The sequence below is a fragment of the Laceyella sediminis genome (assembly GCF_003003125.1).
Lineage (GTDB): Bacteria > Bacillota > Bacilli > Thermoactinomycetales > Thermoactinomycetaceae > Laceyella > Laceyella tengchongensis.
This window is the reverse complement of sequence record NZ_PVTZ01000012.1, coordinates 1-26,949: the sequence shown is the minus strand read 5'-3', so window position 1 is coordinate 26,949 and position 26,949 is coordinate 1. Positions and strand designations below refer to the sequence as shown.

The following is a 26,949-nucleotide window of genomic DNA, read 5'->3' as shown; positions in this document are numbered from 1 at the left end:
TTCACCCAGCCACCCCTAAAAAAAGAAAGAAAGGTTATAAATCAGAGATTCGATAAATGATCTCTTCTAAATCAGTTGGGAGGGATTCCCTAGTGTAATTCGTCCACCAGTTGATAAAAAGTTGATCAGACGGCGACGATTCATGCCCATAATGAAGAAAATAATCGAGGATATTCTGCCAAGCCGCGGCTGGGCCTTTGCCTCCGTGGTAAAAGATGAGCGCCGCTGCAGCATCCCGTTGCCAATCACGAGATGGGTGAAAACTGAGCCAATCATGCACCAACTGTTCATGCTCCGGCGACCAGTGCCGCAAATGCCCAAATGCGTAAAGAGCGAGCGACTGCTGATATTCCCAAGGAGACCTTTCGATGATATCCATCAAGGCCCGGTGCGCCAGCGGATGATCCTTGCCTACTTTCCCCAACAAGGTGATCACCTGATCTTGAACCGCCAATTCCTCATGGTTTAAATAAGGGAGATACAAAATCATCCCTTCCCGAAGCACCTGCCCGGCCTTGCCGTAAACAATCGCCTCATCATCAACGAAGCGAGTCAACAGCACGCCGATGATCTCTTTTTGCGTATCCGGATAAGGATATTCTTCCGCCAGCAAGCGAAGCAGAAAACGGAGTGCATAGGGAAGCGCTTGACAGTAACCCCCTTGGTGGCGCACATGATCAACTAGGCGAGTCAATCCCCGTTCACGAAGCCGTTCGTCTTCCGCACACATCGCCTTCAAGTGGATCGGCACATCCTCCGCCGTGCCAAACGCATGATGCAATGCTCCCCAATCCAGCTCATCCCATCCACTGAGCAGCGCTTCCGCCACCGGATTGCAAAAAAGAGGATGCTCGTGCAACACTCTGAGCGCCTCCTTCCGCACTTCCAGCAAATCGCCCGCATATTCGGCATCAATTCCCAACCAATACAAAATCGATGCCGCCGTCCACCGCACCTCTGCGTCCGCATGGCCCATCCACTCGCCACACTTTAGCGACAATTCTTCAATCCACTCTCTCCGCCTCTCTTCGGAAACCCCAGCCTCCACTTCTGATGCAATCTGTTTTAATTCATGGAGCAATGATGTCATAAGTATCTATGATTCTCCTTTACTTAAAATCTGTATTTCTCGCCATAGGATTGCAATGCTCTTTCCCAGCGCACAGCCAAACACATTCATCCCAGCCCATCAAATCATGTCATCTGATGCATGATATATGAGATATTTCTTAGAATTTTATATAACACGCCCATCATTTCACATCACACTAAGGCACGTCAATGGATTGCCGCCACTTTTCTGGGAATCCATCCCATCTCATTGCTGTCCCAATTGACTCACATGGCACAGGCTCTTCGAAAATTCCAGAAAAAAGCGGTTTAGGCGCCTCTCCATGCTTGCACCTGAACCGCTTTTACTCACGCTTATTTTTCTATATGCAAAACCATATGGCATAAATCTACATAACCCTCTCCCACTTTCAGCCCTTTGTTCTATATCCGTTTCCGTCCGCACCCGGTCAATCGCCTGCGACAGCAACTGCTTGGCAATCCCCTTTCCCCGGTGCTCCGGTTCCACATACACAGCCACGATATGGGACTTATGCCGGATCTTCAATCGCGCCCCCCGATACCATCCGATAACACCCACCAGCTTGCCTTTCCCATCAAAGGCGCCCAACATCCAACGCTCCGGCGTGACCGCCAATTTCTCCGCAAACTGGGCTACTGTCCACTGCGTTTCCTCTTCATACGAGCTACCAAAGGCTTCCGGAGACTCCTGCAACGCCCGCAGTCGCACGTCGCGATACGCTTCGGCGTCTGTCTCCCGCAATAATCTGATGACCACGTGCCCGCCCCCTTTTACACATCCTTATGTATATAAAGATAATTGTATCAATATTGACTCTAACGGATAGTTACTTTATATTAGATTAAAATCCTACTATTCTTATTGAATTTCACGAAAAAGGTGCGTTACGTCACAACTTATCCTGTCCTGAGTTCATTTGGACAAAAGGGAGGGAGCCTGATGAGTTACATCAATTTGAAAGAACGGTATTTCTTGGCCCAAAAATTGATGAGATCGTTGAACCACGCCGGACAAGAGCGGTCATTGATCACATCCATCTTGAATAAATTTAGCAACCCTGACATCATTCTCACCGCAGAGGAAGCCCACTATCTGCAAGTGCAAATCAACGCCTATCTCGATGAAGCCATGGAGCGCCGGGATGATTATCACATAGAGTTTCTTAACCATTTACGGGAAAAAATATAAAATGCGCCGGGGAGTACACCCCCCGGCTTGGTCACGCCTTTTTTCTTTTTTAAAGAGGATAACTCAAGATCAAGTGACACTCACCAGGCCAATCTTTACCCGGACAAACGGATACATAACCACCCGCTCCTCCCCTCTATGGCATGTGATGCCCCCACCTTCGCCGCTCTTGGCAAGTCACCAGCGCGGCACCTTCACTTGCTGAATCGGCGAACCAACTATAAAATATTCTCATCACTTCATTACTGGTTAAAAAGGAGCTAAACAAATGGTTTCCAAAGAAAGTAATCTCCGTCTAGTCGTCGTCGGCTTGCTGTTGGCGATTTTGATGTCGGCGATGGACAATACCATCGTCGCCACCGCCATGGGCACCATCGTGGCGGATCTGGGCGGGCTGGACAAATTCGTCTGGGTCACTTCCGCCTATATGGTCACGGTGATGGCCGGCATGCCGATCTTCGGCAAACTGTCCGATATGTACGGTCGCAAACGTTTCTTCATCTTGGGCTTGGCTCTGTTTTTGCTAGGGTCAATCTTGTGTGGTACGGCGCAAAGCATCGTTCAGCTCAGCATCTACCGCGCAATCCAAGGAATTGGTGGCGGCGCATTGATGCCCATCGCTTTCACTATCGTATTTGACATCTTCCCGCCTGAAAAACGGGGCAAAATGACTGGACTCTTGGGCGCCGTTTTTGGCACTTCCAGCGTCTTCGGCCCGCTTTTGGGTGCATATATCACTGAATACATCAGTTGGCAGTGGATTTTTTACGTTAATGTACCGCTCGGTTTAATTTCTCTGTTTCTTATTTTCATATATTATAAGGAATCAACAGAACACAGAGAGCAGAAAATCGACTGGTGGGGCGCGATTACGCTGGTGGTGGCCGTCGTCAGCCTGATGTTCGCCCTGGAATTAGGAGGCAAGGAATTCGCATGGGATTCCACCCAAATCATCGGGTTGTTCGCTTGCTTCGCGATCTTCTTCCTGTTGTTCATCTTTGCAGAAAGAAAAGCTTCCGATCCGATTATCTCTTTTTGGATGTTTAAGCGGCGCCTGTTCGCCACATCACAAGTGATCGCTTTTTTGTACGGCGCCACGTTTGTGATCTTAACCGTGTTCATCCCGATTTTTGTGCAAGCCGTGTACGGTGGATCGGCCACCAACGCTGGCTTGGTGCTGACTCCGATGATGTTGGGATCAGTGGCTGGTAGCGCAGTCGCTGGGGTGTTCCAAACCAAAATTCGCTTCCGCACCCTGATGATCCTATCAGTCATCGCTTATCTGTCGGGTATGTTCCTTTTGAGCACGATGACCCCTGACACAACACGCTGGTTGTTGACTGCCTACATGATTCTGGTCGGCTTCGGCGTCGGTTTTTCGTTCTCACTCCTGCCGACAGCCACTGTTCACAATATGGAGCCCCGTTTCCGCGGATCGGCAAACTCGACCAACTCGTTCTTCCGATCGCTGGGCATGACTCTGGGCATTACCATATTCGGGACCATCCAAAATAAAGTCTTCACCAATCAGTTATCAGATGCTTTTAAAGACATGCATGGCCCGGCCGCCTTCAATCCGGCCCAGCTCAATGACGCGCGTTCCATTTTTGAAGCGAGCGAGCGGGCGCAGATTCCGCCCATGGTCTTGGACAAAATCGTAGATGCGATGTCCTCCTCTATTACCTATACCTTTTTACTGGCTTTGATTCCCATTGCCATCTCAGCCATTGCCATTGCCTTGATGGGCGATAGCAAAGTGGAAACAACGAAACAACCTTCGACCCAACCAAGCGAAGCCTAAAAAATCAGGCCGCCCCGATAAAAAGCCGAAACCAAAAGGGCGGGCACAGGCGTTTAGGTATGGTATGCTAAATGAGAGTAAACCTATCAATTATCAAAGGAGCTTGTCGCAATGATGACTACAGCTGCAATCATCCTGTGCGGGTTGCTATGCCTCATTGCCTTTTTCGTCACTTTCCGCTTGGGAGCGACCCAGTCCAATCAGAAAAACGAAGCTTATACCCAAAGCAGAAAGAAAAGTATCATCTTGCTGTCAATAATCTATCTGGTCGCCACCACCATCGGCATCTTGTTCGTCTATCTCTTATGATGGGGTAGCATAGGCGAGTCCCTACAGAGACTCGCCTTTTTTGGTTTATCAACCACCCATCGACACTTATAAAGCCAACTGTTGAAATAACTTGCCTCAGCAATCCATTGGTCAGATTGTATACCACTCCATGTTTGTAAACTTATTTATAAAAATAAGAAGAATATGAATATTAACAATAAATTATCTATCTGTTATAATACAGTTACATTCAATATTTTTCTAATAAGGAGGGATTGCGCACATGCGAAAAACTTGGGCTGTCGGCTGTCTCATCCTGTTACTTTTATTCTCCATGATCGTCCCGCAAGCGACATCACACGGCGGTTCGATTTTTCCGATCGTGATCGGTATTCCCGGCGTTCCTGGAACCGTTTACATCGGTGACGCTCCACCCCAACCCGATCCCGCCAAACCAGTCATTGTGTTCGTTCAAGGCTTGTTCAACGCATCCAGCATCTGGCACACTGGGAACGACATGTATCAGCGTGCACGGGAGGCTGGTTTTGAAACCGCTTTCGTTGAGTTGCATGATGCTGGTGGCGATCCCCGTAGCAATTGGAACAACGGCAAGATGCTTGCCGAACAGTTACAGAAGATCGCCGATCATTTCCCAGGCAAGAAGTTGGTCATGGTCTGTTACAGCAAAGGGGGCATCGACACGCAAACCGCGCTGGTTCACTATGGCAAACACCCTTTGGTGTCCAATGTGATCACCATCGGCTCACCCCATTATGGCAGTCCGCTAGCTGACTTGGCTTACAGCGACTGGGTCTGGTGGCTGTCATCCCTGCTCGGCACAAGAAACGAAGCCGTATACAGTCTACAAACCGGCGTTATGCAATCTTTCCGCACCCAGACCGACAGTCGTCCGGAAATAAATGAAAACGCTTACTTCACTGTTGCTGGTAACAGCTGGGGCCCTTTCCTATCCCCGACTTGGTTTGGCGGACTTTACATGCTGGAAGACAGTGATGGCGTCGTGCCCTTGCGCAGCACCAAGCTCCCCTACGGCAACCATATAAAAACAGGAAATTGGGATCATCTCTCCATTTATCATGGGAAAGAGACCTTTGATGTGATCCGCCCCTATCTAACCTCCACCCGGCAAACCGCTTCCGCCAATAACACGACAGAAAGCGTTTCTCCACTCCTTGCAGAAAACAATATCTACCTTACCGGCGGAGAACAGGAAGGCACCTTGGAGGAATCCCTTGTGATTGAGCCCGGAACGGAAAGCGTCACGCTTAACTGGATGAGCAATCACCCGCTCAACCGCATAGAACTCATCCGCCCTGACGGTCAAGTGCAACCGGCTTCGTTCAAAGTGACGCAAGACCAACAAACCCTTTTCAAAGGCGCTTGGCAACATATCGCTCAGCTGAACAAACCGATGGCGGGCACTTGGAAAATCCGCACTTCTACCGACCGCAAAAGCGCCTATGCCCTGATCGCAACCTTCAACTCCCCCTTGTCAGCCCAACTCGCTTTACAACAAAAAAGACCCTATGCTCCAGAATACCTTGTCACTGCAACCAACAAAGGGAAAAGCCACAACCTGATCAAGGAAATCAAAACAGAAGCGCAAATCCAATATATTCCCGATCCACACACAAACCACAAACAAGAACGGATCATCCTCCGCAAACGCGGCCCCATCGATTCCCGCGCCATCCAGATTCCGGTCACATCAGCGGGCACCTACAACCTGACTATCAATATCCGCGGAACCACTACAAGCGGTGCTCCTTTTGCCCGCACCATTGTCAAATCAGTGGCAGTGGACAAGCAAGGCCGCATCCACGTTCGTCCGTAGCACAATAATAAATGAACTTATAACTATCCCCTTCAACATAAGTATGGAAGGGGATAGTTATTTATATGGAGATGAGGGTGTGTCTGACAAATCAAGTTGGTGGGAAAGAAGCGGCGGAAAAACCTTTTCTCGAAGAGCGCCTCGCCACGCGTGAAGCGAATGAGAAAATGGTTTTGAAGCCGCTGGCATATTCATCAGGCACGCCCTAACTTGTTTTAACCCATTAATATAAAATATTTAACTTTAATTTATAATAGATATATTATATCATATAAATGTTTACCGAATATTCGATTCAATATATTTTTGTTTATAAAGGAGTTGATCCATATAATATATCAATAAATTTATGGATGAATTGACTAATAAACAAACATAAAGCGTATTGCTTCTACAATATTTTGCAAAAATAAAGGGATGTACTATATGAATAAGACAGTCAATCTTTTAAAATGGCTCGTCAAAAGCTCCATTGAACTGACTTTTACATATTTCATTGTGATTTACGTGTTATATGAAAAACTTCAATGGATCAATTGGAGCACAGTAAAGGTTTTGTTTATCTTCACTTTAGCAGGTATATTGCTGGATGCCTTCTTCGAATTATCTACTAATTCGGAAGAAGTTTGTTTAAAAAAATGGTATTTCCGCGGGGCGATCGCGGTTATCACTATTCATCTGATTCTCTTTTTCGCACTCACAACTATCGTATCCGAAACACAAGCATGGCTGTATACCTGTCTGAGCTTCATAGTGGTGCTGGGGACAGTAGTAGGAATTTTTGTTTTCATTGTGAAAAAGCTGAACAGACTCCCGGCTTCTCCTAAAGAGACAGAGTATGAACAGCGATTCGCGCAACTCGGTGTCCCTTTTACCGACATTCCCAAATATCAAGCAAATCGGGTATACAAATCAGAACAACTCGCCCTCTTTGAAGTGGTCATCCACGCGGAAGTGGACGAAATCCAGGCCAAACAAGTGCTCGCTGATTGTCTGATGAAATTTCAACCCCTGCATGACAATCTCATTGTCAAAATCGCGGACAAAGCAGGAGCAACACATGTAGGCGGCTACCTTTCCTATACTTGTAATCTGTCTCCAGTCGAATCATGGGGCATACAGATCCCCTCTTTTGAACAAAACGCACCCTTGTTGTTTTTCGACAACCGTGTCATTCACACTAAATAAAGCAATGCACAACAATACAAAAAAAGGATGGGAAAACTCTCCCATCCTTTTGTCATTCATTATTCAGCCGCGCGACGGTTGCGAATCATCAGCGCTGCGCCACCCGCCAACAGAGCGAGACCAGCTACTGCACCCACTGGGTAAGAAGTAGCGGTTTTCGGCAATTTTCCGCCTTTGATTTGCTTCACGCCCTCTTTACCTTGTTTCGGGTTTGGCTTGGTGTTTGGTTTGTCAGGATTTGGTTTAACCGTGCTGTCACCTTTGCCTCCATCTTCTTCAACAAGCAAGGACTCGTAACCCAAGCCGAATTGGCAAGCTTTTCCGTCGATGGTTCCTTCAAAAGCAACAAAGATCGCATTTTCGCCAGCATTCAGCTTTGTGATGTCCAAAACATATTCAAAGTTTACACTGTTGCCTTTCACTTCAGCTTCAATCTGTGGAGCTTCGGCGTCTTCCGAACCAGCTGCAATGTACCAGGTGCCTTTAGCAGTTTTGCCATTCAGCTTTGCAATAATCTTCACCTTGTTGTTGCCCAAGTCTTTGATATCGACAATAGTAATGTCATGGAAGTCATCCTCATCTGGCTCAGCTTTGCACTCATCAGCCGGTTGCTTTGGCTCTTCCGGCTTTTGTGGTTGCTCCGGATTCGTTGCTGGCGGTGTGGTAGTGTCATTGTTGTTGTCTTTGCCTTCGTTACCTGTAGCTGGCTTGGTTTCTTCACCCGCTGGTTTTTCACCGGTTTGTTTATCATCAGCCGTGGCCGGTTTTTGTTCCGTTTCTGGAGCGGAAGTGGTCACGTCCGTAGCCGGTTTGGTTTCTGCATTCTCTTCTGCAAATGCGGCCAGTGGCATGCTGGCCAGTGCCAACGCAATAGCTGCTGATGCAATAGAAATCTTTTTCATATCCATTACTCTCCTTTAACTATTAAAAAATACAATATGTTTTTGTTGTTGTATAAATTAATTCGTTACTTAATCGCGCGTTTATGGTTCAAATTTTTTGGCTAATTTGTGTCAGAAAATAATAAAGTCATACAAGGGATTTCATGAACAATTGAAGAGAGGGGAACTAAGTGCTCCGCCTACATTTAAAATGCCTTAGGCTCAATTATTGGAAAAACTTCCGCTATATATGATCCAGATTATGAGTACAAGGTGGAACATTAGTAAGTCCTGTTCTTTTCCCTAAAAAATATCTCTCTTAACTATGAAGACAAATCCACCTAAACAAAAAGAAAAAGCCAACTCTAAAAAGTCGGCCTTTTAATCTCGTAACGATGAAGAAACAATTAGTTATTTTCTATAATCTACAATGCATCAGATGCCGCTCTCTTTTCCACACAAACCCCATCTCTTGTAACAACGGCAACATTCGCTTATCATGCACCGGAAAATCGTCCAACACCGCGCGGCCTGATCCCATGTCCCAGATCATTTGTAATGCATCGCAAAGTTCCGCTTCCGTCATCCCACACGCTGGATTGGGCACAAACTGGTGCAAGGTCACTGTGCCATCCTCCTTGATACTGAACAGCGCATACCCCCGATCCACTCCTTGTCCGTCGGTGATCAGGAGCGCTTGCGCCTGATTGAGATTGCACCAGTGCGCCAACCAAGGGGCATCAGGATCATAATATGACTTCCCAGACACCGCTTGCGGCAAAGCCAACTGGTAGACAAGCGGTGTCCTTCTCGGGAGCGGACGCACGGCCTTACATTCCAACGTCACCAGCCGCTTCACCGGTCGAAAGCCAAAGGATTCGTACAGCCGAAGGGCCGGGGTGTTCTCCACCAACACCTCCAGCGTGGCCACATCCACCCCCGCTTCCTGATACACTTCCATCGCCGCCACCATCAACCGCTTCCCGACCCCTTTCCCCCGGTACTCTGGCACGATCGCCGTTCCCCCGTTCCAGGACAAGCGCCGTCCGGAAATATCTTTCACTCCCGACTGAATGAACCCCACCGGCTTGCCGTCCACCAGCGCCACCAACGACCGGCTTGGGTCCAGTCCCCAATTCGCCAATTGCCGGGCAAATGCATCGACATCCACTTCATAGTTAACGGAATAACCGGAAAACGCCCGGTTCCATAAAACCGTCAGTTCGTTTAAGGTGAAATGTTCATATGTGCGTATTTCCAAGGCGGGTGGCTCCTCCCCAAATAGATAGAACAATCAAAATTATACTATAACAAAATTCATTTTTGTTAAATATGTAAAAATTACAAATTTAGTTAAATATAAAAAGTGAGTTTAACATTACACTGGACCGACTGATAATTAAATGTTATACTTACCTTACCAATCTGTTGGTGAGGTGTATTATATGCCTATCGCAATATCATTCTTTACAGGTGCAGGCGGACTAGATATAGGAATACATCAAGCGGGATTCGATATTAAATTAAGTGTTGAATTAGAGAAAATATATTGCTCTACATTAAAAAGCAACTACCCCGATATGAATGTTCGACAAGGTGACATCATGGAATACAATAAGTCACGTATATATAAAGAGGCTAACCTCAATACTACTGATGAAGTTGATCTTATATTTGGAGGTAGCCCGTGCCAGAGTTTTAGCACCGCGGGGAAAAGACAAGCGTTTGCTGATCCTCGTGGACAAGCAATGCTGAAATTCGCGGACATAGTTAATGAAGTTAAACCTAAATTCTTCCTACTAGAAAACGTCAGAGGGCTTTTATCCGCTGCATTAAAACATCGTCCAATTTCACAAAGAGGTGAAGGCTTTGCACCTCTAAGTAATGAAGAAACACCTGGAAGCGCTCTGGCTCATTTATTAAAGCAATTTATAAACTATGATGTAAAGGTCAAGCTCCTTAACGCCGCTGACTATGGAGTTCCTCAAAAAAGAGAACGTGTATTCATCGTTGGAACTCGTAAGGATCTTAAGATAAATTATGAATTCCCGGAACCAACTCACTCAGAAAAAGGTGATTTATATACTAAGCCATGGATTACTGTCGGTGATGTATTAAAAAGCCTCAAAATTAAACATCACCATTACATGCCCTATTCTCCTGAACGATTAAAATACATGAAGATGATCCCTCAAGGTGGAGGAAACTGGCGTGATTTACCCAAGACAGTTGTAGAAGATGCGATGGGGGGGGCTTATAATTCTGGTGGTGGAAAGGTCGGGTTCTTCCGCCGTATCAATATAGACAAGCCATCACCTACTTTGTTGACAGTGCCTGTACAAAAGAGTACTAACTTAGGCCACCCTTTTGAAGACCGTCCACTTAGTATTGAGGAATATCTTGCAATACAAGGATTTCCTCTAAATTATGTTGTTAAGGGCAGCTTGTCACAACAATATACACAAATCGGTAACGCAGTACCAATTAAACTTGCCAAAGTATTAGGGTTATCAATAATAAATAAACTTAAAGTATACGAATTAGTATAATTACAGATTGTTTGTAGCTAGAGTATCTCTTAAAATAGGTAGAGAGCTCTAGCTCTTTTATTATTTATAAAGAGGTGTGTATATGGATTCTTCAACTAAAAACCGAATAAAAGAGCACATTTCGTCGGTATTAGAAAGTCTTATAACAAAGAGAGTGAATGATGAACCTTTTAACGAAAATGAAATTCGAGAAAAAAATCCTTTTGGTTATCTTCTAGTTCCCATAGAAGTTTGGAAAGGTGCCAAGTTTGAACGTTCTTTTGTTACAACTCTAGGCCAAAATATTTTTGAGCAAATCGGAAAAATCATAGCGGAAGGTACAGGAGCATACGCAATTAACCAATATAAGCGACACTTGACTTTAAACACTCACCAAACTGATAAAATAAATATGATTATTGAAAATCAGAGAAAAAAGAAAGAAAAGGGCGTACAGCCTAACATCGAAATGGAAATTAATGACCTTAAAAATATAAGTATAAATAGAACAGAAAATTTCACAATTGTTTCTGATCTTTATATACGCAGACCTAACGGACACGAAGAATTCTATTCATTCAAAACAGTAAAACCTAATAAAGATCAAACTGCTGAAGCTAAGAGAAATTTACTTATCTTACGTACCGCTTTTCCAAATTGTGAAGCATTCTTCGCATTGCCGTACAACCCTGCAGGGGAAGGAAAAATGTACAGAAAATCAAAGCATTCTGTTCCCTATAGCTTCTTTGATATGGATGATGATAGATTTGTACTAATTGGTTCAACACTATGGAACAAAATTGGAAACAATTCAAACACTTACAATGAACTCCTCCAAATTTTCGAAGAAGTAGGACAGGATTATTGGAAGAGAATTCGAAGAGAATATTTTGGTATGCAAATATAAATAGTATTAACAGAAAAAACTATTTGGTCGTTAAAACTTCATAACTAAAGACTCTTACATCTATATTGTAAGAGTCTTATTAAACTTGCACTTCTCCTTGTTAACTAATTATCTAGCCTATTACAATTATGCTGCGATTTCTACCCCTACCCTAATGCACCAACTTCAACCCCATCACCGAAAACACAATTCCCAGGATGCAGGCCAGCCGAATCCAGCTCTTTGACTCTTTGAAAAACAACATCCCCACCACGGTGGAGCCCAGTGTGCCGATGCCGGTCCAGACGGCGTAGGCAACGGAGAGAGGGATTTCTTTCATCGCCGTAGATAAGAGGCTGAAGCTGGCAATGAACCCACCGATGAGGATGACGTTGTTGAGGATATTATCCTTTTCAGACACGCGTTTGAGACCGATGACTCCGACGACTTCGAACAGTCCGGCAATAATGAGGTAAACCCAAGCCATGTCCCTCACTCCTTTCCTTTGGTATCGCTGGTTAGTTTGAGGCCGATGATGCTGGCGATCAGCACCAAGGTCAGCACGATTTGCAACCCGCTCATGGGCTGGCGCAAGTACAGGGCATCAACGATAATAAGTCCGACCGTACCAATCCCCGTAAAGGCGGCGTAAGTGGTTCCGATGGGAAGCGCTTTGAGGGCGCGGACCAGTAGCTCGAAACTGATGATCATCAAGACGATCAATATCCCGCTGATGCCTCCTGTTTTAAGCCCTGTAGCCCACGCGATTTCCAACAATCCTCCTAAAAGGACATACAACCAAGCCCGCTGTATGCTAATTGTCTTTTCGTTTTTCTTTTTGGCGGTATCTTCCGCACTCATCTCCTTCGTCTCCTTCCGTGATGTCTCATGAAACCTTTCTTTATTTTCAATCCATTCATACCCAAACCACCCGATCTTGCAAACATGGTTCGGTCAAAATATAAAAAAGCCTGTCCTCAATGGTATGTGAGAACCGGCTTTTTTCGTTCTTATGGCAAATTCAACCCAACCTTCATCAATCCGGTTTAGGGCTACTATGAGCACTACCGATTGCGCCGCACGGACACCGCATACCAGCGTGAACCATGCAACTCTTCTGTCTCCTCCTGTGCGAAGGGGAAAGGGTCCAGCGGACGGCGGATAACCGTGTAGTCATCACCGCTGTCGGTCAGGATATCTTCGACGAAGGGCAGACCCGGGGCGTAGATGAAGCTGCCTCCCACTTGGAGCGAACGCAGGATTTCCATGTATTTCTGCGCATAGCTGGCATAATCCCCGTCTTTCCTGATGTGATGATGCCAAAAGTGGTTGGAGAAGGCCATGTTAGAGATAATCGTACCCCATTTGTCGGGCACAAAGTGAAAATCGAGCCAGTTGGCGGCGTAAATAAACGGGTTCTCCTCCTGATCCAAGCGCTCCAATCCATAGGCATCAATGCCTCGCTCCCTAAGGGCGTTAACCAACAGCGCCTGGGCTCCACAACCGATGTCAAGCACCGGTTCTCGGAGGTCAGCCAGCTCAATCTGCAATAATTCTAATTGGAATGAAGCATCGTATTCAGCACAGGGAACCCGCCGCACCAGCACCTGGTCACCCTCCAGCTGAAAGGCGTGAAGGCCATTGGACTTCAACAACCATTGGCTCACCTTGAGCGCTTGCTGGTTGAACACTTGCGTCAACCGGTCAGGGGTAACTTTTCCCTGCTGGCAAAGATCGGCCAATTCCAGCAGTAATGAACGCATCATCCGTTCCAGCCGGCGAATATCGCGTTGGCGGAAGTTGAGATATTGATTGGTGGCGAGCAAGGACGCCATCGTGAAGCGGGCGAAGTCGGCGGCCTGTTGGTTCAACTGTTCTCCGTCGGCACAGATCGCCGCCAATTCCACTTGATATCGCTCCTGTTCGGCGATAAAAGCGGAGACAAGTGTCGGCGGTGGAACCAAAAGGAGGCCTTTGTCGCCTTGCTTTGTAAACAAACCGTGCTGTTGCCATAACGATCTTAACATGAGCTAACGTCCCTTTCTCCTTGAACGCATACGCCTGCGCGGCAGTATGACACGGCTTCAAGCCAGTTGGCACAATTATACAGCCGGATCGCTTCCAATTCAATTTTCGCCAGCGCCAGCACCCGGAAAGTGGACTCTTTTCTCTACCTTTTCTGTGAGTCACGAAGAAGGAATGTCTAGACGGATAATTCCCCTAAAAATATGATTAATATTAACATTTTATATCAAAAAACCATTGCATTTTGTGATTATATAAGTATAGAAAGTATATTCCAACTCCAAAGAGATACACAGGGGGAAACCATGAAGATTTTAGTGTTAATCGCCCATCCCGACCTTCGTCACTCAAGAGTGAATCGCTATTGGGAACAGTACTTGCGGCAGCATCCAGATATCACTGTGCACAACTTATACGCCACTTATCCTGACGGCATCATCGACCATGTTCGGGAAAGAGAAATGCTGTTTAATCATGATCGAATTGTATTCCAATTTCCTTTGTATTGGTTTAGCGCACCCGCCTTGTTGAAAAAATGGCAAGATGAAGTGTTGGCCTCACTATGGTCGGAAACGGAAGGCAAACAATTGTCCGGCAAAGACCTCATTTTGGCTATCTCCACTGGCGCGCCCCAATCGTCTTATGGGCCAGATGGGTTCAATCATTTCACATTGGAAGAATTGATGCGTCCATATCAAGCGATGGCTAACATGAATGGGTTGAATTTCCTGCCGATGTTCAGTTTTTATCATGCACTCCAAGCAACCGATACAGAAATCTTTCTCAGTGCGCAAGAATATGTGAAGCATATCACCAACCCTCATCTGAAACCGCTTCATCCCCGATCCACAGTCACCGCCTCAGCCGATTGACGGCCATCCCTCCCATAAGCCATTCGCGGAAGAATGCTATTGCTTCCCGCCCCTGCGGGAGTGATCAAAAAACGGGAAGGACCGGTAAACGCGTCCTTCCCGTAAGACTTATTGGCAAATTAAATGGCTCGCCCCATCAGTCAGCCGTCAACCGGCCACCAGCGACAACCACCTTTCCGTTTTTGACTACCGTGTCTACATGGTTTACCCCAAAATGATAAGGCAGATAAGCCAAATTGTGGGCGTCATAAATCACCAAGTCGGCTTGCTTGCCCACTTCCAAGCTACCAACCGTATCCGCCCGGCCAATAGCATGGGCCGCGTTGATGGTCATCGCCGTCAACACTTCTTCTGGAGTCATTCCCAAGTTGAGGCAACCGAGCGTCATCACCAACTGCAAAGATTCGGTGGGGGAACTTCCCGGATTATAGTCGGTGGACAAGGCTACTGGCACACCCATGTCGATCATCGCCCGCGCCCGGGCATGGGAGGTCAAACGCAGATTAAATGAGGTGGCGGGCAGGCAGACGGCGATCACTCCCGCATCGCGCATCGCTTCCAAGCCTTCGTCCGTGGCCGCCAACAGATGTTCCGCCGAGATGCAACCCAGCTCTCCAGCCAGTTGCGCCCCGCCCATCGGTTCGATTTCATCTGCATGGATCTTGAGGCCAAACCCGTTCGCTTTAGCAGCCGACAATATACGGCGGGATTCCTCCACCGAAAAAACGCCATGCTCGCAAAACACATCGCAGAATTCTGCCAAGCCTTGCCGCTTCACTTCGGGTAACATTTCGTGAATAACGAGATCCACATACTCCGCCGAGCGTCCCTTATATTCCTCTGGCACAGCGTGCGCTCCCATAAACGTAGACACCACATCTACCGGGTGGGTCTCATCCAGCCGTTTGGCTACCCGCAATTGCTTGAGTTCATCCTCCAACCGCAATCCATAACCGCTTTTGACTTCAACCGTCGTCGCTCCATAAAGAAGCATCTGGTCTAAGCTTTTTTTAGCTTTTTCATATAAGGCTTCTTCTGATGCGGTGCGGGTGGCCCGAACCGTGCTCAAAATCCCGCCGCCCTGAGCTAAAATCTCGAGATAAGGTACCCCTTTTAACTTGAGTGACAATTCATGTTCCCGTGACCCACCATGCACCAAGTGAGTGTGGGGGTCGATCAGTCCTGGTGTGACCAACCGGCCTTGGACATCCAGCTCTTGTTTCACCGCCATGCCCGCAATTTGCGCACGAACCTCTTCTTCTTGGCCCACGGCAAAAATTTTCCCGTCCCGAATGGCAACCGCCCCGTGTTCTACAACGCCCACGTCATCCATATCACGTCCGGTGCGCGGCTCATCCTTCCCCCGCATGGTCACCAAAACGCCAATGTGATGCACCAGCAAATCGATTGCTTTGTTTTCCATCGGACCACTCCTTTTCCAAATGGCTGCGGACCCGCATCTAGGCCCGCAGCGTTCGGTCAAATTCCCAGCATGGGTACGCGGATTCCCCGCTCTTTGGCCGTTTTCACCGCCAATTCATATCCGGCATCCGCATGGCGGATCACACCCATGCCCGGATCGGTGTTCAGCACGCGTGACAGACGTTCTTCCGCTTCTTTGGAACCATCAGCCACAACAACCATGCCCGCATGCAAAGAGTAACCCATGCCCACACCACCGCCATGGTGCACCGATACCCAGCTGGCGCCAGAAGCAGTGTTGACAAGCGCATTTAGGATCGCCCAGTCAGCCACGACATCACTACCGTCTTTCATTCCTTCCGTCTCACGGTTGGGCGAGGCGACGGAACCGCAATCCAGATGGTCGCGGCCAATTACGATCGGTGCGGAAATCTCCCCTGTGCGCACCATTTCGTTGATTGCCAAGCCCATCTTGACGCGTTCACCGTAGCCCAGCCAGCAGATTCGCGCCGGCAATCCCTGGAATGCCACTTTTTCTCTGGCCAACTTAATCCAGCGACACAGGTGTTCATTTTCCGGGAACAGCTTTAACACCAACTCATCTGTTTTATGAATGTCTTTCGGGTCACCGGAGAGCGCCGCCCAGCGGAAGGGGCCTTTCCCTTCGCAGAAGAGGGGCCGGATGTAGGCGGGCACGAAGCCGGGGAAATTGAAAGCGTCTTTCACCCCTTCATCAAAGGCCACTTGGCGGATGTTATTGCCGTAATCGAAGACGACTGCCCCCATTTTTTGCAAGTCGAGCATGGCCTGGACATGAACGGCCATCGATTGTTTAGACAACTTCACATAGGTAGCCGGGTCGTCACGACGCAATTCCGCCGCGGCCTCAAGTGAGTAACCAGCCGGCACATAGCCATTTAGTGGATCATGAGCCGAGGTTTGATCGGTCACAAAGTCAGGCACCACTCCCCGTTGGACAAATGCAGGGAACACCTCCGCCGCATTCCCGACCAAGCCGATGGACAACGGCTTGCCTTCCTCCTTGGCCGCTTGCGCCAGCGTCAACGCTTCATCCAGATCGTGAACCATCACATCGCAATAGCGGGTGTCAATACGGCGTTGAATGCGGGCCGGGTCCACCTCCACCCCAATTACCACTCCGCCATTCATGGTAACAGCCAACGGTTGTGCACCACCCATACCACCGAGCCCGGCGGTCAGCGTCAAAGTGCCTTTCAACGTCCCGCCGGCATGCTGGCGCGCAGCTTCGGCGAATGTCTCATAGGTGCCTTGCAAAATGCCTTGCGTTCCGATGTAAATCCAGCTTCCAGCTGTCATTTGGCCGTACATCATCAGCCCTTTTTTATCTAGCTCATGAAACGTCTCCCAATTGGCGTAAGCGGGGACGAGCACAGAGTTGGAAAGAAGAACGCGCGGCGCCAAAGGATGCGTTTTGAAAATGCCTACTGGTTTCCCCGATTGGATCAGCAACGTTTCATCTGCCTCCAAGTCGGTCAAGCATTCCACGATTTTATCAAAGCACTCCCAGTTCCGGGCCGCCTTGCCGATTCCGCCATAAACAACGAGGTCTTCGGGGCGTTCCGCTACTTCGGGGTCTAAGTTGTTCATCAACATTCGCAACACCGCTTCTTGTTGCCATCCTTTGGTATTCAGCTGCGTGCCGCGGGGAGCGCGGACGATTCTTTTTGTTTTTTTACTCATTTGTCATCTCTCCCATCGTTGGTTTTGAGTTGGATTGAACACATACCCGGTTGCTCGGAGACAGGCGCGTCATTCCCTTTTGCCATCCATTTACCTGCCTAGCCGTTTCGCATATCCTGAGAGGAAGGTTAATATCGTGTGCAATGTCATGCGCACAGTGGCCCGACGCGCATCATGTACCGGATCGACGCAGACGATGTCAAACCCTTGCACTTTTGGATGTGCACCCAACAGGTACACAGCCTCTAATAACTGCCACGAAGTCATGCCCGCCGCCACCATTGCGGGCACTCCTGGTGCATACGCCTGATCCAACACATCCATGTCCACCGTGACATAAATAGCCTCGGTACCATTGCCAGCCACCGCTAATGCCTGCTCCACCAGCGGGGCGATGCCTTCTTTGGCCACTTGGGAGGCCGTGAATTGGGTAATTCCTTTGGACAAGGCATACTCCCGGTAAGGCTTAGAGTTGGCGAAGCTGTGTAGCCCGATTTGGGCGATGTGGGTTCCTTCGACTGTTCCCGACTCAATCAGCCCGCGGATCGGGGTTCCGTTGGACGGGCCTCCGTCTTCCAGATTCCTTACATCCATATGGGAATCCAGTTGCACGATGCCCACTTTGCCCGAATATCGGGTCCTAAAGGCTTTGACCGACGGGCAGGTGATAGAATGGTCTCCGCCCGCGATAATGGGAAACATCCGCGGCATCGCCTGATAAATCTCGGCCAAGCCTTGTTCAATGTTGCTGTGGCACCGCAGAAGATCAGTCACATGCATCTGGATGTCTCCCAGATCATGTGCCCGTAGCACCTGCAAATCCACATCATGGTCGATGTCATAGGTTGTCATGGTGGGGAATAATTCCCGGAGCGCATTGGGTGTCATGGAAGCTCCCGACACACTGATCGACGTTTTGGACAGGGGCACCCCGATAAATCCCACTTCTACATCCGCTTGCCCGTCCCACGGCGTTAACCAGTGGGCCACTTTGGTTTCGTGCCGGTCACGCCAGTTGGTGCGTCGGACAAGCTCTGGCGGACTCAACAACGCGAATCGTTTCATCAGCATCACCTCTTTCATTGATTGAACCCAAACCCTTTTTAAAACAGCGGGCCGGACACCGCTTCCACGGCTTGCAACCATTCGCCTTCTAAGAGAGCTGCCGCCACGCTTTCAATCTCTTGGCTGGTGGAACGGTCTGCCGCAACCGGTGGCACGATGGCGCGCAACCGGTCATACAAAGCCCGAGTGGCCGGGGCCAATCCTTCGATACCCACAAAGTCGGCGGCTTCCGCGGCGCAGATCAGCTCAATGGCCAACACTTTGGCCACATTATCTACCACCTGAGCCGCATGCCGGGCGGCAGTGGTTCCCATCGACACATGATCTTCTTGGTTGGCCGATGAAGGAATGGAGTCCACACTAGCCGGATGGGCAAGAACTTTGTTTTCCGACACAAGCGAAGCGCTTACATATTGCAAAATCATCAGTCCAGACTGGGTTCCCGGCTGATGGCTCAAAAATGCGGGTAGCCCGCCGGACAAGGAAGGGTTGACCAACCGCTCCGTGCGGCGCTCGGAAATATTGGCCAATTCGCTTAACCCGATTTTCAAGAAGTCCATTGCCAAAGCAATTGGCTGGCCATGAAAATTGCCGCCTGATATCACTTTGCCTTCTTCCACAAACAACAGGGGGTTGTCGGTTGCAGCGTTGATTTCAATCGCGATTTTCTCCTTCACATAAGCCAACGCTTGCCGTGTCGCCCCGTGCACCTGCGGCAAACAGCGTAGCGAATACGCATCTTGTACCCGCAATTCCCCTTGCCGGGTGACTAGCTTGCTCCCCCGCAGCAGAGTCCGCAAATTTCTCGCCACACCGCTCTGCTCCGGATAAGGGCGCACCCGATGCACTTCATCCGCAAACGCATCGGGGATTCCCCTCAGGCATTCCACCGTCAGCGCGGCAATGGCATCAGCCACTTTGGCTAACCTTTCCGCTTTGGCCAAAGCTAGCACACCGATCGAGGTCATCGCCTGGGTGCCGTTGATCAAGGCCAATCCTTCCTTGGCCTTCAGGGTGATCGGTTTCAAGCCCGCCTTGGCCAGCGCTTCGGCGCCTGGCAAGCGTTCGCCCTCATAAAACGCCTCCCCTTCTCCCATCAATACCAACGCCAAGTGCGACAAAGGCGCCAAGTCACCACTCGCCCCCAGCGACCCTTGCTCAGGAATCACCGGATGGACTCCCCGATTAAGGCAATCGACCAACAATTGCAACGTTTCTAAACAAATGCCAGAGTGCCCTTTGGCCAACGCGTTTGCCCGCAACATCATCAGCGCCCTGACCGTTGGTTCTGGCAGAGGCTTTCCCACCGCGCAGGCATGGCTGCGAATCAAATTGACTTGCAATGCCACCGCATCCTCCGCAGAAATGCGCACATCGCTAAACTTGCCAAAACCAGTGGTCACCCCGTATACCACCTTGCCGGCACTGACCCATTCTTCTACCATCCGCCGGCAAGCGACTACCCGCTTGATTGCCTCATCACCCAAAACGACGGGAACCCGGTTGATTGCTACCGCGGCCACATCCTCCGCTGTAATCTGGTTCCCATCCAACTCTATTCCCATCAATTGCCCAACAGGTTTTGTTTGCTCAGCATACATCGCTGCCCCACCCTTTCCTCTTTCTTCGCTTTACCAAACTAAAAGGGACTGCGCAGAAGTTACTCACTTCCACACAGTCCCTTTTTCAAGAGGGGTATATGCGATTGTATTGTTGGCGTTTTGCTAACCTTCATCGCAACCACTCGCTTTATTGGTTTCAGATAATTTTATTATGTTATATTATTCTCACATAACCAACTTCTATTTGTCAACTATGTGAAAATTCTCTCCTACAATCGCATAAACAACAAAGGAATGACCCTGGCCGGATCATTCCTTTTGCCATGTTGCTCACACTTTTACCAAAGACTTAAAGCTTTCCACCTGGGCACGGATTCCGACCTCCACAGGCAACCGCTCCATGCTGGAAGCCCCGAAGAAGCCGTCAATTCCCTTCGTGAGCGAGAGGATTGTGCGCACATCTTCCGGCTCGGCGATGGGGCCGCCATGGCACAACACCAACACATGGGGATTAACTGCTTTGGCCGCATCATGGATCCGTTGAATGCGCTCAGCAGACTGCTCCAAAGTCAATGCCGTTTCCGCACCGATGGAGCCTTTGGTGGTCAAACCCATATGGGCCACCAGCACATCGGCACCCGCTTCTGCCATGGCCACTGCTTCTCGCTCATTGAACACATACGGGCAGGTCAACATGTCCAATTCATGGGCCAAGCGGATCATTTCCACTTCCAGTTCGAAACCCATGCCAGTTTCCTCTAGGTTTTGGCGGAACGTGCCGTCGATCAAACCCACGGTGGGGAAATTTTGTACACCGTCAAAACCCATTTCTTTCAGTTCTTTCAAGAATACAGGCATCAGTCGGAATGGGTCCGTTCCGCACACTCCCGCCAGCACAGGAGTGTCTTTTACCACTGGCAAAACCTCACTCGCCATCTCCACCACAATCCCATTGGCATCCCCATACGGCATTAGGCCAGCCAGTGAACCGCGGCCCGCCATCCGGTAACGGCCTGAGTTATAGATGATGATCAGATCCGCACCGCCTTGTTCCGCGAATTTCGCGGATATGCCCGTGCCCGCTCCACAACCGATAACCGGGGATCCTTGGCTCACCGTCTCACGCAACCGGCGGAGAGATTCATCTCTTGATATGAATGGCATGCTTCTCAGCTCCTATTCTTCTTCGTTTCTCAGCATTTCCAATAATTTATCCGTCACCGCTTTGGCGAATTGCGGATCATTGATGTTGCAATCCAGTTCGTAGACCGGGATATCCTTGCGGATGTGCTCCTTGATGGCGTCAAACAACGCCTGATTTGCTTCCGGCCACCAAAAGAGTTTGCCGGGCGCATCCAACTCGGACAAACCTTGCAAAGGCAGGAAAATAGCTAATTCCCCTTTGGATCGATTGGCCTTTTCAGCCAAAATCCGCCCCAAGATGGCGTTTTCTTCCGGCGTGGTCCGCATCAAAGTGATATTGTCATTCCAGCTGTACAGCAAGCGGTCGCGGTATTTCCCCGGAACAGTGGACATGCTCCAGAAGTTGACCATATCCAAGCATCCGGGAGCGATCACTTGGGGCAACGCCCATTTGCCCGCAGCATCCAAGCGGGAGGGGCCCGCCGACAAAACACCGCCAACCAATTCATCCGCCAGCTCCGTCGTCGTCACTTCCAACACCCCGGTGATATACCCTTGGTCAATCAGCGATTCCATGGTTTTGCCACCGGTACCTGTCGCATGAAACACCAGCACTTCATAACCGTTTTCTTCCAGTTGCTTTGTGCATTGATTCACCAACACAGTCGTGTTGCCAAACATCGAGGCTGAGATAAGCGGCTTGGTTTTAATCTTCGGCACTTGCGTTTCCACCATGCCGACCACCGTTCCCACCGCATTGGAATAAATCTTGGCGCTGATGCGGTTCAGCCCAGCTATATCCAAAATCGATGGAATCATGACGATGTCACTGATGCCCACATAAGGCTGTGTGTCCCCCGAAGCCACCGTGCTCACCATCACCTTGGGCACCCCCACAGGCAACACGCGCAAGCCTGACGTACCGATCATGGTTCCGTTTGAACCACCCATGGATAACCCACCATCGATCAATCCCTGATCAAACAACTCTTTCACCACACGGGCAATCCCTTTGGTCATTACCGTCATGGCCAAAGACTTGTCTTTTACTTTTCTCAGCTCAGCCAAGGACATGCCACCGGCTTCCGCCACCCGCTCTGCGGGAACATCCGGTTCAAACAAAGGCTCCCCTAGCACCCCAGTGTTGATGGTGAGAGCGTAATGGCCGCGCTTCTCAATCTCCTGCTTCACAAATGCATAATCGGGACCTTTGGTATCCAATGCACCAATCAGTGCAATCGTTTTGCCCATAACAACCTCCTCGACAATCAAATTATTTTTTTGCCATGCTTATTTATGTATTAAATCAAAAGATATATTTCTGTAGAATTAGTCAAATCTCCTTCAAATAAAGAAAAACAGGTCTCTTTCCGCCAGTTCATTCCATCTTTGCTTGTAAACTCCTCATCGTGATCAATCATCTCCTCAGCACGTTTCTGACGAATCAGGTTGACGGTTGCCATTAGAGATAAGACTTTGCAAAAGAATTCAAATATGAAATGATATGTATAAAAAAAGAAAACACAGAGAAAGGAAGTTCATTATGGGGGTTTCAGACGCAAATCAAGTTACTAAAGAAAGCAAGCTTTTGTTATGGTGTTTCGCCCTTGGCCTGCTGTATGACTTCATGTTCTTTGACACCACCTTTGCCGGAATTGCTTACCCGATCTTCGTCGTAGCAGTCTACGGCGTGTTCGCTTGGCTGTTCCATTCCCAAGGTCGTCTCAAACCGTCGTTCACCTTCCCATGGCTACTGGTCGCTCTGATTCTATTGCTGAGCCTCACCTTTGTCCTGTTTTCCAATCCGGCGTTTCTGGTGTTGAACTTTTTCCTCGTTCCCCTGCTGTTTGTCGCCCATACGATGCTGGTGACCGGCACCCACAAGCACCCTTGGCACCACATCGGATTTCTTATAGAAATGGCCGAACGGGTCACCATCCACACCCTCAGCAACTTGTTAAAGCCCTTCTCCTCAGTGGTGCGATCTCGACTCATGCCAAGTAGTGTGGCCATCAAAGTCGGTTTGGGAATTGCTATCACTTGCCCCTTGTTATTGGTGGTCATTGTGCTACTCTCCTCTGCCGACAGCATCTTTCTGAAATACGTGATTGAAATACCCAAACAACTATTGGATATCGATTTCGGCGAAATTCCCGCTCACATCATTCTCACCACCTTCATCACCTTGATTTTATTCGCTTATTTCTGGAGCCTGCTCCACCCCACCAAAGAACCGGAACCAACAGGGACAAGCGAAGAAGAAACCCGGAAAGCAAAAAAATTGGACGGTGTCATTTCCGTCACCATCCTTACCATGCTCAACCTGGTATACGTCATTTTCACTGTGATCCAAATCTCTTTCTTGTTTGGCGGGGCAGAATCCGCTTTGCCCGCGGGAGTAACCTATTCGGAGTACGCTCGCCAAGGATTCGGCGAAATGCTAACTGTCAGCTTTATCAATATCGGCGTGTTGCTGTTATTGCTTCACTTTGCCTCGCAACAGAAAAAAGGCTTATACCGGGCCGTCCAAGTTTTGCTCACCATTCTCACGGTATGTAGTCTGTTCATCCTCTTCTCCGCCTTCACCCGGTTAACCATGTATGAACAAGCCTACGGCTTCACTCTGTTGCGCTTGTTGCCCCAAGCCTTTATGATTTTGCTTTTATCCCTATTTGCCGTCTCATTGGTGCGAGTCTGGAAAAGCAATGTCTCCCTGTACAAATGCTACACCATCATCACCTTGGTGTGGCTGGTCACCCTCAACTACGCCAACCTGGATCTGATCATCGCCAAAAGCAACATTCAGCGGTACCAACAAACAGGTGAAATTGACCTATACTATATCGGTAGCCTCTCTTATGATGTAGTGCCGGAATTGGCCAAACTGCAACAAGACCCCAAGATTGGCGACAAGGTGGTGGCTGAGCTGAAGAAAATGAAGTCCCGCTTGAAATTTGAAACCCAGCCCGAGTGGCAAACATTTAATTTTTCCCGGCATCGGGCCGAACAGATCGTCAAAAATATCCACTGACCATACACAAAAACGAGTCTGCTTCCACATGGCAGACTCGTTTTTCATTGATTGTGGCAAGGCGGTTGAATCTCTCGTAGGAGAGGCCGTTCCATGACTAGCGGGGCAAAGGCAAAAGCCTCATCCGGTAAGCATTCATAGCCGCACGTCCCAACTCGTCGAGAAACTGGTAATTGGCGGCGGCGCCCACCACTGCGCCCAATCCCGGCACCAATTGCAACATCTTAGCCAGATCGATGTGATCACGATAGGTTTGTTGGAACTTCTGCCAATCCAGCTGTTTTAAGTAATCCGCATGGGACGGGTAAGCTCGGATCGTTTCATGCCAATTTTTCATCTTGTGAAACGTCTCGATGCGAACCTCCCCACTTGAAAACGCAAGCTGGAAGATGTGCAGGATATACAGCCGCTCACGATAATCTTTCACATCAAACCCGTACAAGCTAGCTGCATCAAACAAAAACTTCATCTTGATCGAGAGCAGCATCGGGAAATCGGCCAACCCCAATAACAAACCGCCCATTCCCGTCCCGGCTCCTTCCACCGTCGCTGTGTATTTGTACATCTTGATCTTTTCTAGCACTTGTTTTTCCTTTTCCTCTAAGGAAACGGCGGTGGTAGCCGATTTGGTTGTCCACTCCGAACCGACGAGCACCGTTTGCACCAGGTGCTTGATGCTTTCAGTTATCACATCATGCACCTTTTGCGGAATCTTCTCATTGATTTTATCCTGGATTGACTTGGCTGCCCATTGCAACACCGTTGGAGACTTCTGCATTTCTGCCTGCCAAGCAATGCATTCTTGGCGCGCACGTTGTTCGTAATCCAATCAGCTTCACCCTTCGTATGTAATCTGGTATGTGCGACAGTGATATATACCCGGTTGCTGAGAAGTTGATGCTCATTCCTTCTTGTTCCAAAGCCCATCCATTTGTTCCATCGCGTCAAATATCAAGGAATAAACAAATGCCAAGACCAAAAGCCCATACAGAGAAAAAGTGAGATCTTCAATCATCACATCTAATACATGCATATGAAACAGAACAAGGAAGAAACTCGCAGCAGCATCCAAACCGTCTTTTACCTTTTCCCTTTCAGCGAATAGAAATTGTATTACCAACTCCAATACAAAACCCACCGTCATCGCTGGAATGAAATAAAATAACACACCCACTCCAAACAAGATCAAACCGGTGGTCGATTGGACTTTAATGCCGAGTGTGACAACGTTTTTAAGCAAAGAGAGAATCCCCATATTGATCAGTACAGGAATACTCAGAATAACCACGACTAAAACACCTAATAAAGCGAAAACAATCACATTGCCCCATAAGCCAAGTTTCTCTTTTTTTCCTTTCACAGAAATCCCCCATTACGCGATCAATGAAGAAAGACGGCCAAACCGCCGTCTTCTTGTTATTTCCTTTATTCATTCCCTCGCAAACGGGGGATGGTTGTTTTTCGATATCATTCAAAAGCTTTTCATCATCGTCTCTACAACATCGACCGTCGCACTAATGGCCTGCCCCAAAGCACCCATTCCAGTAACTACCCCACTAAATTCGTCTAACGTTTTGTTTAAACCTCTCAATACTCCTTTAGAGCATTTCCCATTTTCTATTTGAGTTTTTGCTCCACTAATAGTCATAAGGTATTCGTCTTTCGTTTCCTGATCGATTTCTGTTTCGGCTTCAATTGATTGGATCAGTTTAGCTAACTGTTGTTTTAGCTCTTCAATTTTATCATTTTGTACATCCGTATCTGTATTTACAACCATTTTTGCATGACGATTATCACCAATCTGGCTACTTTTAATATCACCACCGCTGATGCTGATGGTTACATTATTTTTTTCCATGATAAATTCCTCCCTATTTATAAATACAAAGTAGCGCCCTCATTGTTCCCAACCTGCGACTGACTAATGACACTGTTAATAATATTAATTTTATTTATTTGATGAATCTTTCCAGGTAACTCTCTGAAAAAATCTTTTCTCATCGTTTCAAGCAGGTGATCTACTTCTTCCCTCTCAGGTAATATAATTGTTTCAGTTGCATCAACGCTGTAACTTCTTAATTTTCCTGAAGGTACGTTCTTATCAACTCCGAAAACCTCCATATCTCCAAAGGTAAGAAATGAGGTTTTCGCTCTAGAGGTAGCAACATTTAAAATATAGGGTTCACGATCAAAAAAATGTTTTTCAGTATCTCGAGATGTATAAGTTGGTGAAAACATAACCACTTCAAATTCGGATCCCTGTAAAGCATGCACGGTTCCAACAACAATATTTCTTACATCTAATTCTCCTAAATATTTTCTCTCTTTAGCCCCCTAATGACTTTGGACACTAAGAGTGTAAGTGGATTACACTACTAGTGATGGGGGATGAGAAAAATGAAAAGAAATCGGTACTC

General features: G+C 48.2%; 27 protein-coding genes. 10 read left to right on the top strand and 17 right to left on the bottom strand.

Translation table 11 applies throughout. The features are described from left to right. Positions 1–34: 34 nt before the first annotated feature. Positions 35–1,090, bottom strand: a complete 1,056-nt coding sequence (locus CLV36_RS13335) for a hypothetical protein (RefSeq protein ID WP_106342983.1) — start codon at positions 1,088–1,090, stop codon at positions 35–37. Between the two features lie 228 nt (positions 1,091–1,318). Next, on the bottom strand, positions 1,319–1,849 hold the full coding sequence (locus tag CLV36_RS13330) for a GNAT family N-acetyltransferase (RefSeq protein ID WP_106342982.1): 531 nt from the start codon (positions 1,847–1,849) through the stop codon (positions 1,319–1,321). 183 nt (positions 1,850–2,032) lie between these two features. On the opposite strand from CLV36_RS13330, the gene CLV36_RS13325 reads away from it, so the two are divergent. The 6 genes from CLV36_RS13325 (at position 2,033) to CLV36_RS13305 (ending at position 7,395) form a co-directional block, all read left to right on the top strand. After that, entirely contained in the window at positions 2,033–2,281 is a 249-nt protein-coding gene (locus CLV36_RS13325; RefSeq protein WP_054095735.1) for a hypothetical protein, read from the top strand. Between the two features lie 268 nt (positions 2,282–2,549). Further along, entirely contained in the window at positions 2,550–4,082 is a 1,533-nt protein-coding gene (locus CLV36_RS13320) for an MDR family MFS transporter (RefSeq protein ID WP_022737979.1), read from the top strand. A 111-nt stretch (positions 4,083–4,193) separates the two neighbouring features. After that, positions 4,194–4,391, top strand: a complete 198-nt coding sequence (locus CLV36_RS13315) for a hypothetical protein (RefSeq protein ID WP_022737977.1) — start codon at positions 4,194–4,196, stop codon at positions 4,389–4,391. Positions 4,392–4,635: 244 nt separating this feature from the next. Continuing rightward, entirely contained in the window at positions 4,636–6,207 is a 1,572-nt protein-coding gene (locus CLV36_RS13310; RefSeq protein WP_106342981.1) for an esterase/lipase family protein, read from the top strand. Between the two features lie 65 nt (positions 6,208–6,272). Beyond that, positions 6,273–6,416, top strand: coding sequence for a hypothetical protein (locus tag CLV36_RS17380; RefSeq protein ID WP_181353041.1), 144 nt, complete (start codon positions 6,273–6,275; stop codon positions 6,414–6,416). Positions 6,417–6,633: 217 nt separating this feature from the next. Then, positions 6,634–7,395, top strand: coding sequence for a hypothetical protein (locus CLV36_RS13305; protein ID WP_106342980.1), 762 nt, complete (start codon positions 6,634–6,636; stop codon positions 7,393–7,395). Between the two features lie 59 nt (positions 7,396–7,454). Here the strand turns inward: CLV36_RS13305 and CLV36_RS17725 are convergent, their stop codons facing one another. Then, on the bottom strand, positions 7,455–8,297 hold the full coding sequence (locus tag CLV36_RS17725) for an LPXTG cell wall anchor domain-containing protein (protein WP_245888367.1): 843 nt from the start codon (positions 8,295–8,297) through the stop codon (positions 7,455–7,457). A 397-nt stretch (positions 8,298–8,694) separates the two neighbouring features. Then, entirely contained in the window at positions 8,695–9,537 is an 843-nt protein-coding gene (locus CLV36_RS13295; protein WP_181353039.1) for a GNAT family N-acetyltransferase, read from the bottom strand. A 184-nt stretch (positions 9,538–9,721) separates the two neighbouring features. Here CLV36_RS13295 and CLV36_RS13290 point away from each other — a divergent pair, with 184 nt between their 5' ends. Next, positions 9,722–10,825: a DNA cytosine methyltransferase gene (locus CLV36_RS13290; protein WP_106342977.1), complete on the top strand. Its 1,104-nt coding sequence runs from the start codon at positions 9,722–9,724 to the stop codon at positions 10,823–10,825. Between the two features lie 82 nt (positions 10,826–10,907). After that, the gene (locus CLV36_RS13285) at positions 10,908–11,711 is read left to right on the top strand and encodes a TdeIII family type II restriction endonuclease (RefSeq protein WP_106342976.1); all 804 of its coding nucleotides are present in this window, start codon (positions 10,908–10,910) and stop codon (positions 11,709–11,711) included. Between the two features lie 151 nt (positions 11,712–11,862). On the opposite strand, the gene CLV36_RS13280 is transcribed toward CLV36_RS13285, so the two are convergent. The 3 genes from CLV36_RS13280 to CLV36_RS13270 all read right to left on the bottom strand — a co-directional run bounded on the left by CLV36_RS13280 (position 11,863) and on the right by CLV36_RS13270 (position 13,717). Beyond that, a complete protein-coding gene (locus tag CLV36_RS13280; RefSeq protein WP_106342975.1) occupies positions 11,863–12,177 on the bottom strand; it encodes a DMT family transporter in 315 nt (104 codons plus the stop codon). Between the two features lie 5 nt (positions 12,178–12,182). Continuing rightward, entirely contained in the window at positions 12,183–12,551 is a 369-nt protein-coding gene (locus tag CLV36_RS13275; protein ID WP_106342974.1) for a DMT family transporter, read from the bottom strand. 203 nt (positions 12,552–12,754) lie between these two features. Continuing rightward, positions 12,755–13,717 (bottom strand): class I SAM-dependent methyltransferase, encoded by a 963-nt coding sequence (locus CLV36_RS13270; protein ID WP_106342973.1) that lies wholly within the window; start codon positions 13,715–13,717, stop codon positions 12,755–12,757. A 303-nt stretch (positions 13,718–14,020) separates the two neighbouring features. On the opposite strand from CLV36_RS13270, the gene CLV36_RS13265 reads away from it, so the two are divergent. Next, the gene (locus tag CLV36_RS13265; RefSeq protein WP_106342972.1) at positions 14,021–14,587 is read left to right on the top strand and encodes an NAD(P)H-dependent oxidoreductase; all 567 of its coding nucleotides are present in this window, start codon (positions 14,021–14,023) and stop codon (positions 14,585–14,587) included. A gap of 136 nt (positions 14,588–14,723) precedes the next feature. Here the strand turns inward: CLV36_RS13265 and hutI are convergent, their stop codons facing one another. The 6 genes from hutI to CLV36_RS13235 all read right to left on the bottom strand — a co-directional run bounded on the left by hutI (position 14,724) and on the right by CLV36_RS13235 (position 22,752). Continuing rightward, on the bottom strand, positions 14,724–16,010 hold the full coding sequence (gene hutI, locus CLV36_RS13260; RefSeq protein ID WP_106342971.1) for an imidazolonepropionase: 1,287 nt from the start codon (positions 16,008–16,010) through the stop codon (positions 14,724–14,726). Between the two features lie 56 nt (positions 16,011–16,066). Beyond that, positions 16,067–17,731 (bottom strand): urocanate hydratase, encoded by a 1,665-nt coding sequence (gene hutU, locus CLV36_RS13255; RefSeq protein WP_106342970.1) that lies wholly within the window; start codon positions 17,729–17,731, stop codon positions 16,067–16,069. A 90-nt stretch (positions 17,732–17,821) separates the two neighbouring features. Then, positions 17,822–18,796: an agmatinase family protein gene (locus CLV36_RS13250; protein WP_106342969.1), complete on the bottom strand. Its 975-nt coding sequence runs from the start codon at positions 18,794–18,796 to the stop codon at positions 17,822–17,824. Positions 18,797–18,834: 38 nt separating this feature from the next. Further along, complete coding sequence (gene hutH, locus CLV36_RS13245; RefSeq protein ID WP_181353059.1) at positions 18,835–20,361, bottom strand: histidine ammonia-lyase; 1,527 nt, start codon at positions 20,359–20,361, stop codon at positions 18,835–18,837. A 327-nt stretch (positions 20,362–20,688) separates the two neighbouring features. After that, entirely contained in the window at positions 20,689–21,522 is an 834-nt protein-coding gene (locus tag CLV36_RS13240) for a phosphoenolpyruvate hydrolase family protein (RefSeq protein ID WP_106342967.1), read from the bottom strand. A 12-nt stretch (positions 21,523–21,534) separates the two neighbouring features. After that, complete coding sequence (locus CLV36_RS13235) at positions 21,535–22,752, bottom strand: Tm-1-like ATP-binding domain-containing protein (protein ID WP_054095744.1); 1,218 nt, start codon at positions 22,750–22,752, stop codon at positions 21,535–21,537. 292 nt (positions 22,753–23,044) lie between these two features. Between CLV36_RS13235 and CLV36_RS13230 the strand changes: the two genes are divergently transcribed. Continuing rightward, positions 23,045–24,532, top strand: a complete 1,488-nt coding sequence (locus tag CLV36_RS13230; RefSeq protein ID WP_181353038.1) for a DUF4153 domain-containing protein — start codon at positions 23,045–23,047, stop codon at positions 24,530–24,532. A 97-nt stretch (positions 24,533–24,629) separates the two neighbouring features. Here CLV36_RS13230 and CLV36_RS13225 read toward each other — a convergent pair whose 3' ends face one another. From CLV36_RS13225 to CLV36_RS13210, 4 genes are all read right to left on the bottom strand, one after another. Further along, positions 24,630–25,361, bottom strand: coding sequence for an EcsC family protein (locus CLV36_RS13225; protein WP_106342965.1), 732 nt, complete (start codon positions 25,359–25,361; stop codon positions 24,630–24,632). 72 nt (positions 25,362–25,433) lie between these two features. Beyond that, a complete protein-coding gene (locus CLV36_RS13220; protein ID WP_106342964.1) occupies positions 25,434–25,892 on the bottom strand; it encodes a hypothetical protein in 459 nt (152 codons plus the stop codon). 111 nt (positions 25,893–26,003) lie between these two features. After that, positions 26,004–26,390, bottom strand: a complete 387-nt coding sequence (locus CLV36_RS13215) for a hypothetical protein (protein ID WP_102993484.1) — start codon at positions 26,388–26,390, stop codon at positions 26,004–26,006. A gap of 17 nt (positions 26,391–26,407) precedes the next feature. Continuing rightward, positions 26,408–26,821: an AAA domain-containing protein gene (locus CLV36_RS13210; RefSeq protein ID WP_342748027.1), complete on the bottom strand. Its 414-nt coding sequence runs from the start codon at positions 26,819–26,821 to the stop codon at positions 26,408–26,410. Positions 26,822–26,949: the final 128 nt, after the last annotated feature.

Coding starts and splice junctions, on each gene's coding strand:
- CLV36_RS13335 (WP_106342983.1), bottom strand. CDS start 1,090: ATGACATCATTGCTCCATGAATTAAAACAGATTGCATCAGAAGTGGAG.
- CLV36_RS13325 (WP_054095735.1), top strand. CDS start 2,033: ATGAGTTACATCAATTTGAAAGAACGGTATTTCTTGGCCCAAAAATTG.
- CLV36_RS13320 (WP_022737979.1), top strand. CDS start 2,550: ATGGTTTCCAAAGAAAGTAATCTCCGTCTAGTCGTCGTCGGCTTGCTG.
- CLV36_RS13315 (WP_022737977.1), top strand. CDS start 4,194: ATGATGACTACAGCTGCAATCATCCTGTGCGGGTTGCTATGCCTCATT.
- CLV36_RS13310 (WP_106342981.1), top strand. CDS start 4,636: ATGCGAAAAACTTGGGCTGTCGGCTGTCTCATCCTGTTACTTTTATTC.
- CLV36_RS17380 (WP_181353041.1), top strand. CDS start 6,273: ATGGAGATGAGGGTGTGTCTGACAAATCAAGTTGGTGGGAAAGAAGCG.
- CLV36_RS13305 (WP_106342980.1), top strand. CDS start 6,634: ATGAATAAGACAGTCAATCTTTTAAAATGGCTCGTCAAAAGCTCCATT.
- CLV36_RS17725 (WP_245888367.1), bottom strand. CDS start 8,297: ATGAAAAAGATTTCTATTGCATCAGCAGCTATTGCGTTGGCACTGGCC.
- CLV36_RS13290 (WP_106342977.1), top strand. CDS start 9,722: ATGCCTATCGCAATATCATTCTTTACAGGTGCAGGCGGACTAGATATA.
- CLV36_RS13285 (WP_106342976.1), top strand. CDS start 10,908: ATGGATTCTTCAACTAAAAACCGAATAAAAGAGCACATTTCGTCGGTA.
- CLV36_RS13280 (WP_106342975.1), bottom strand. CDS start 12,177: ATGGCTTGGGTTTACCTCATTATTGCCGGACTGTTCGAAGTCGTCGGA.
- CLV36_RS13275 (WP_106342974.1), bottom strand. CDS start 12,551: ATGAGTGCGGAAGATACCGCCAAAAAGAAAAACGAAAAGACAATTAGC.
- CLV36_RS13270 (WP_106342973.1), bottom strand. CDS start 13,717: ATGTTAAGATCGTTATGGCAACAGCACGGTTTGTTTACAAAGCAAGGC.
- CLV36_RS13265 (WP_106342972.1), top strand. CDS start 14,021: ATGAAGATTTTAGTGTTAATCGCCCATCCCGACCTTCGTCACTCAAGA.
- hutI (WP_106342971.1), bottom strand. CDS start 16,010: ATGGAAAACAAAGCAATCGATTTGCTGGTGCATCACATTGGCGTTTTG.
- hutU (WP_106342970.1), bottom strand. CDS start 17,731: ATGAGTAAAAAAACAAAAAGAATCGTCCGCGCTCCCCGCGGCACGCAG.
- CLV36_RS13250 (WP_106342969.1), bottom strand. CDS start 18,796: ATGAAACGATTCGCGTTGTTGAGTCCGCCAGAGCTTGTCCGACGCACC.
- hutH (WP_181353059.1), bottom strand. CDS start 20,361: ATGGGAATAGAGTTGGATGGGAACCAGATTACAGCGGAGGATGTGGCC.
- CLV36_RS13240 (WP_106342967.1), bottom strand. CDS start 21,522: ATGCCATTCATATCAAGAGATGAATCTCTCCGCCGGTTGCGTGAGACG.
- CLV36_RS13235 (WP_054095744.1), bottom strand. CDS start 22,752: ATGGGCAAAACGATTGCACTGATTGGTGCATTGGATACCAAAGGTCCC.
- CLV36_RS13230 (WP_181353038.1), top strand. CDS start 23,045: ATGGGGGTTTCAGACGCAAATCAAGTTACTAAAGAAAGCAAGCTTTTG.
- CLV36_RS13215 (WP_102993484.1), bottom strand. CDS start 26,390: ATGGAAAAAAATAATGTAACCATCAGCATCAGCGGTGGTGATATTAAA.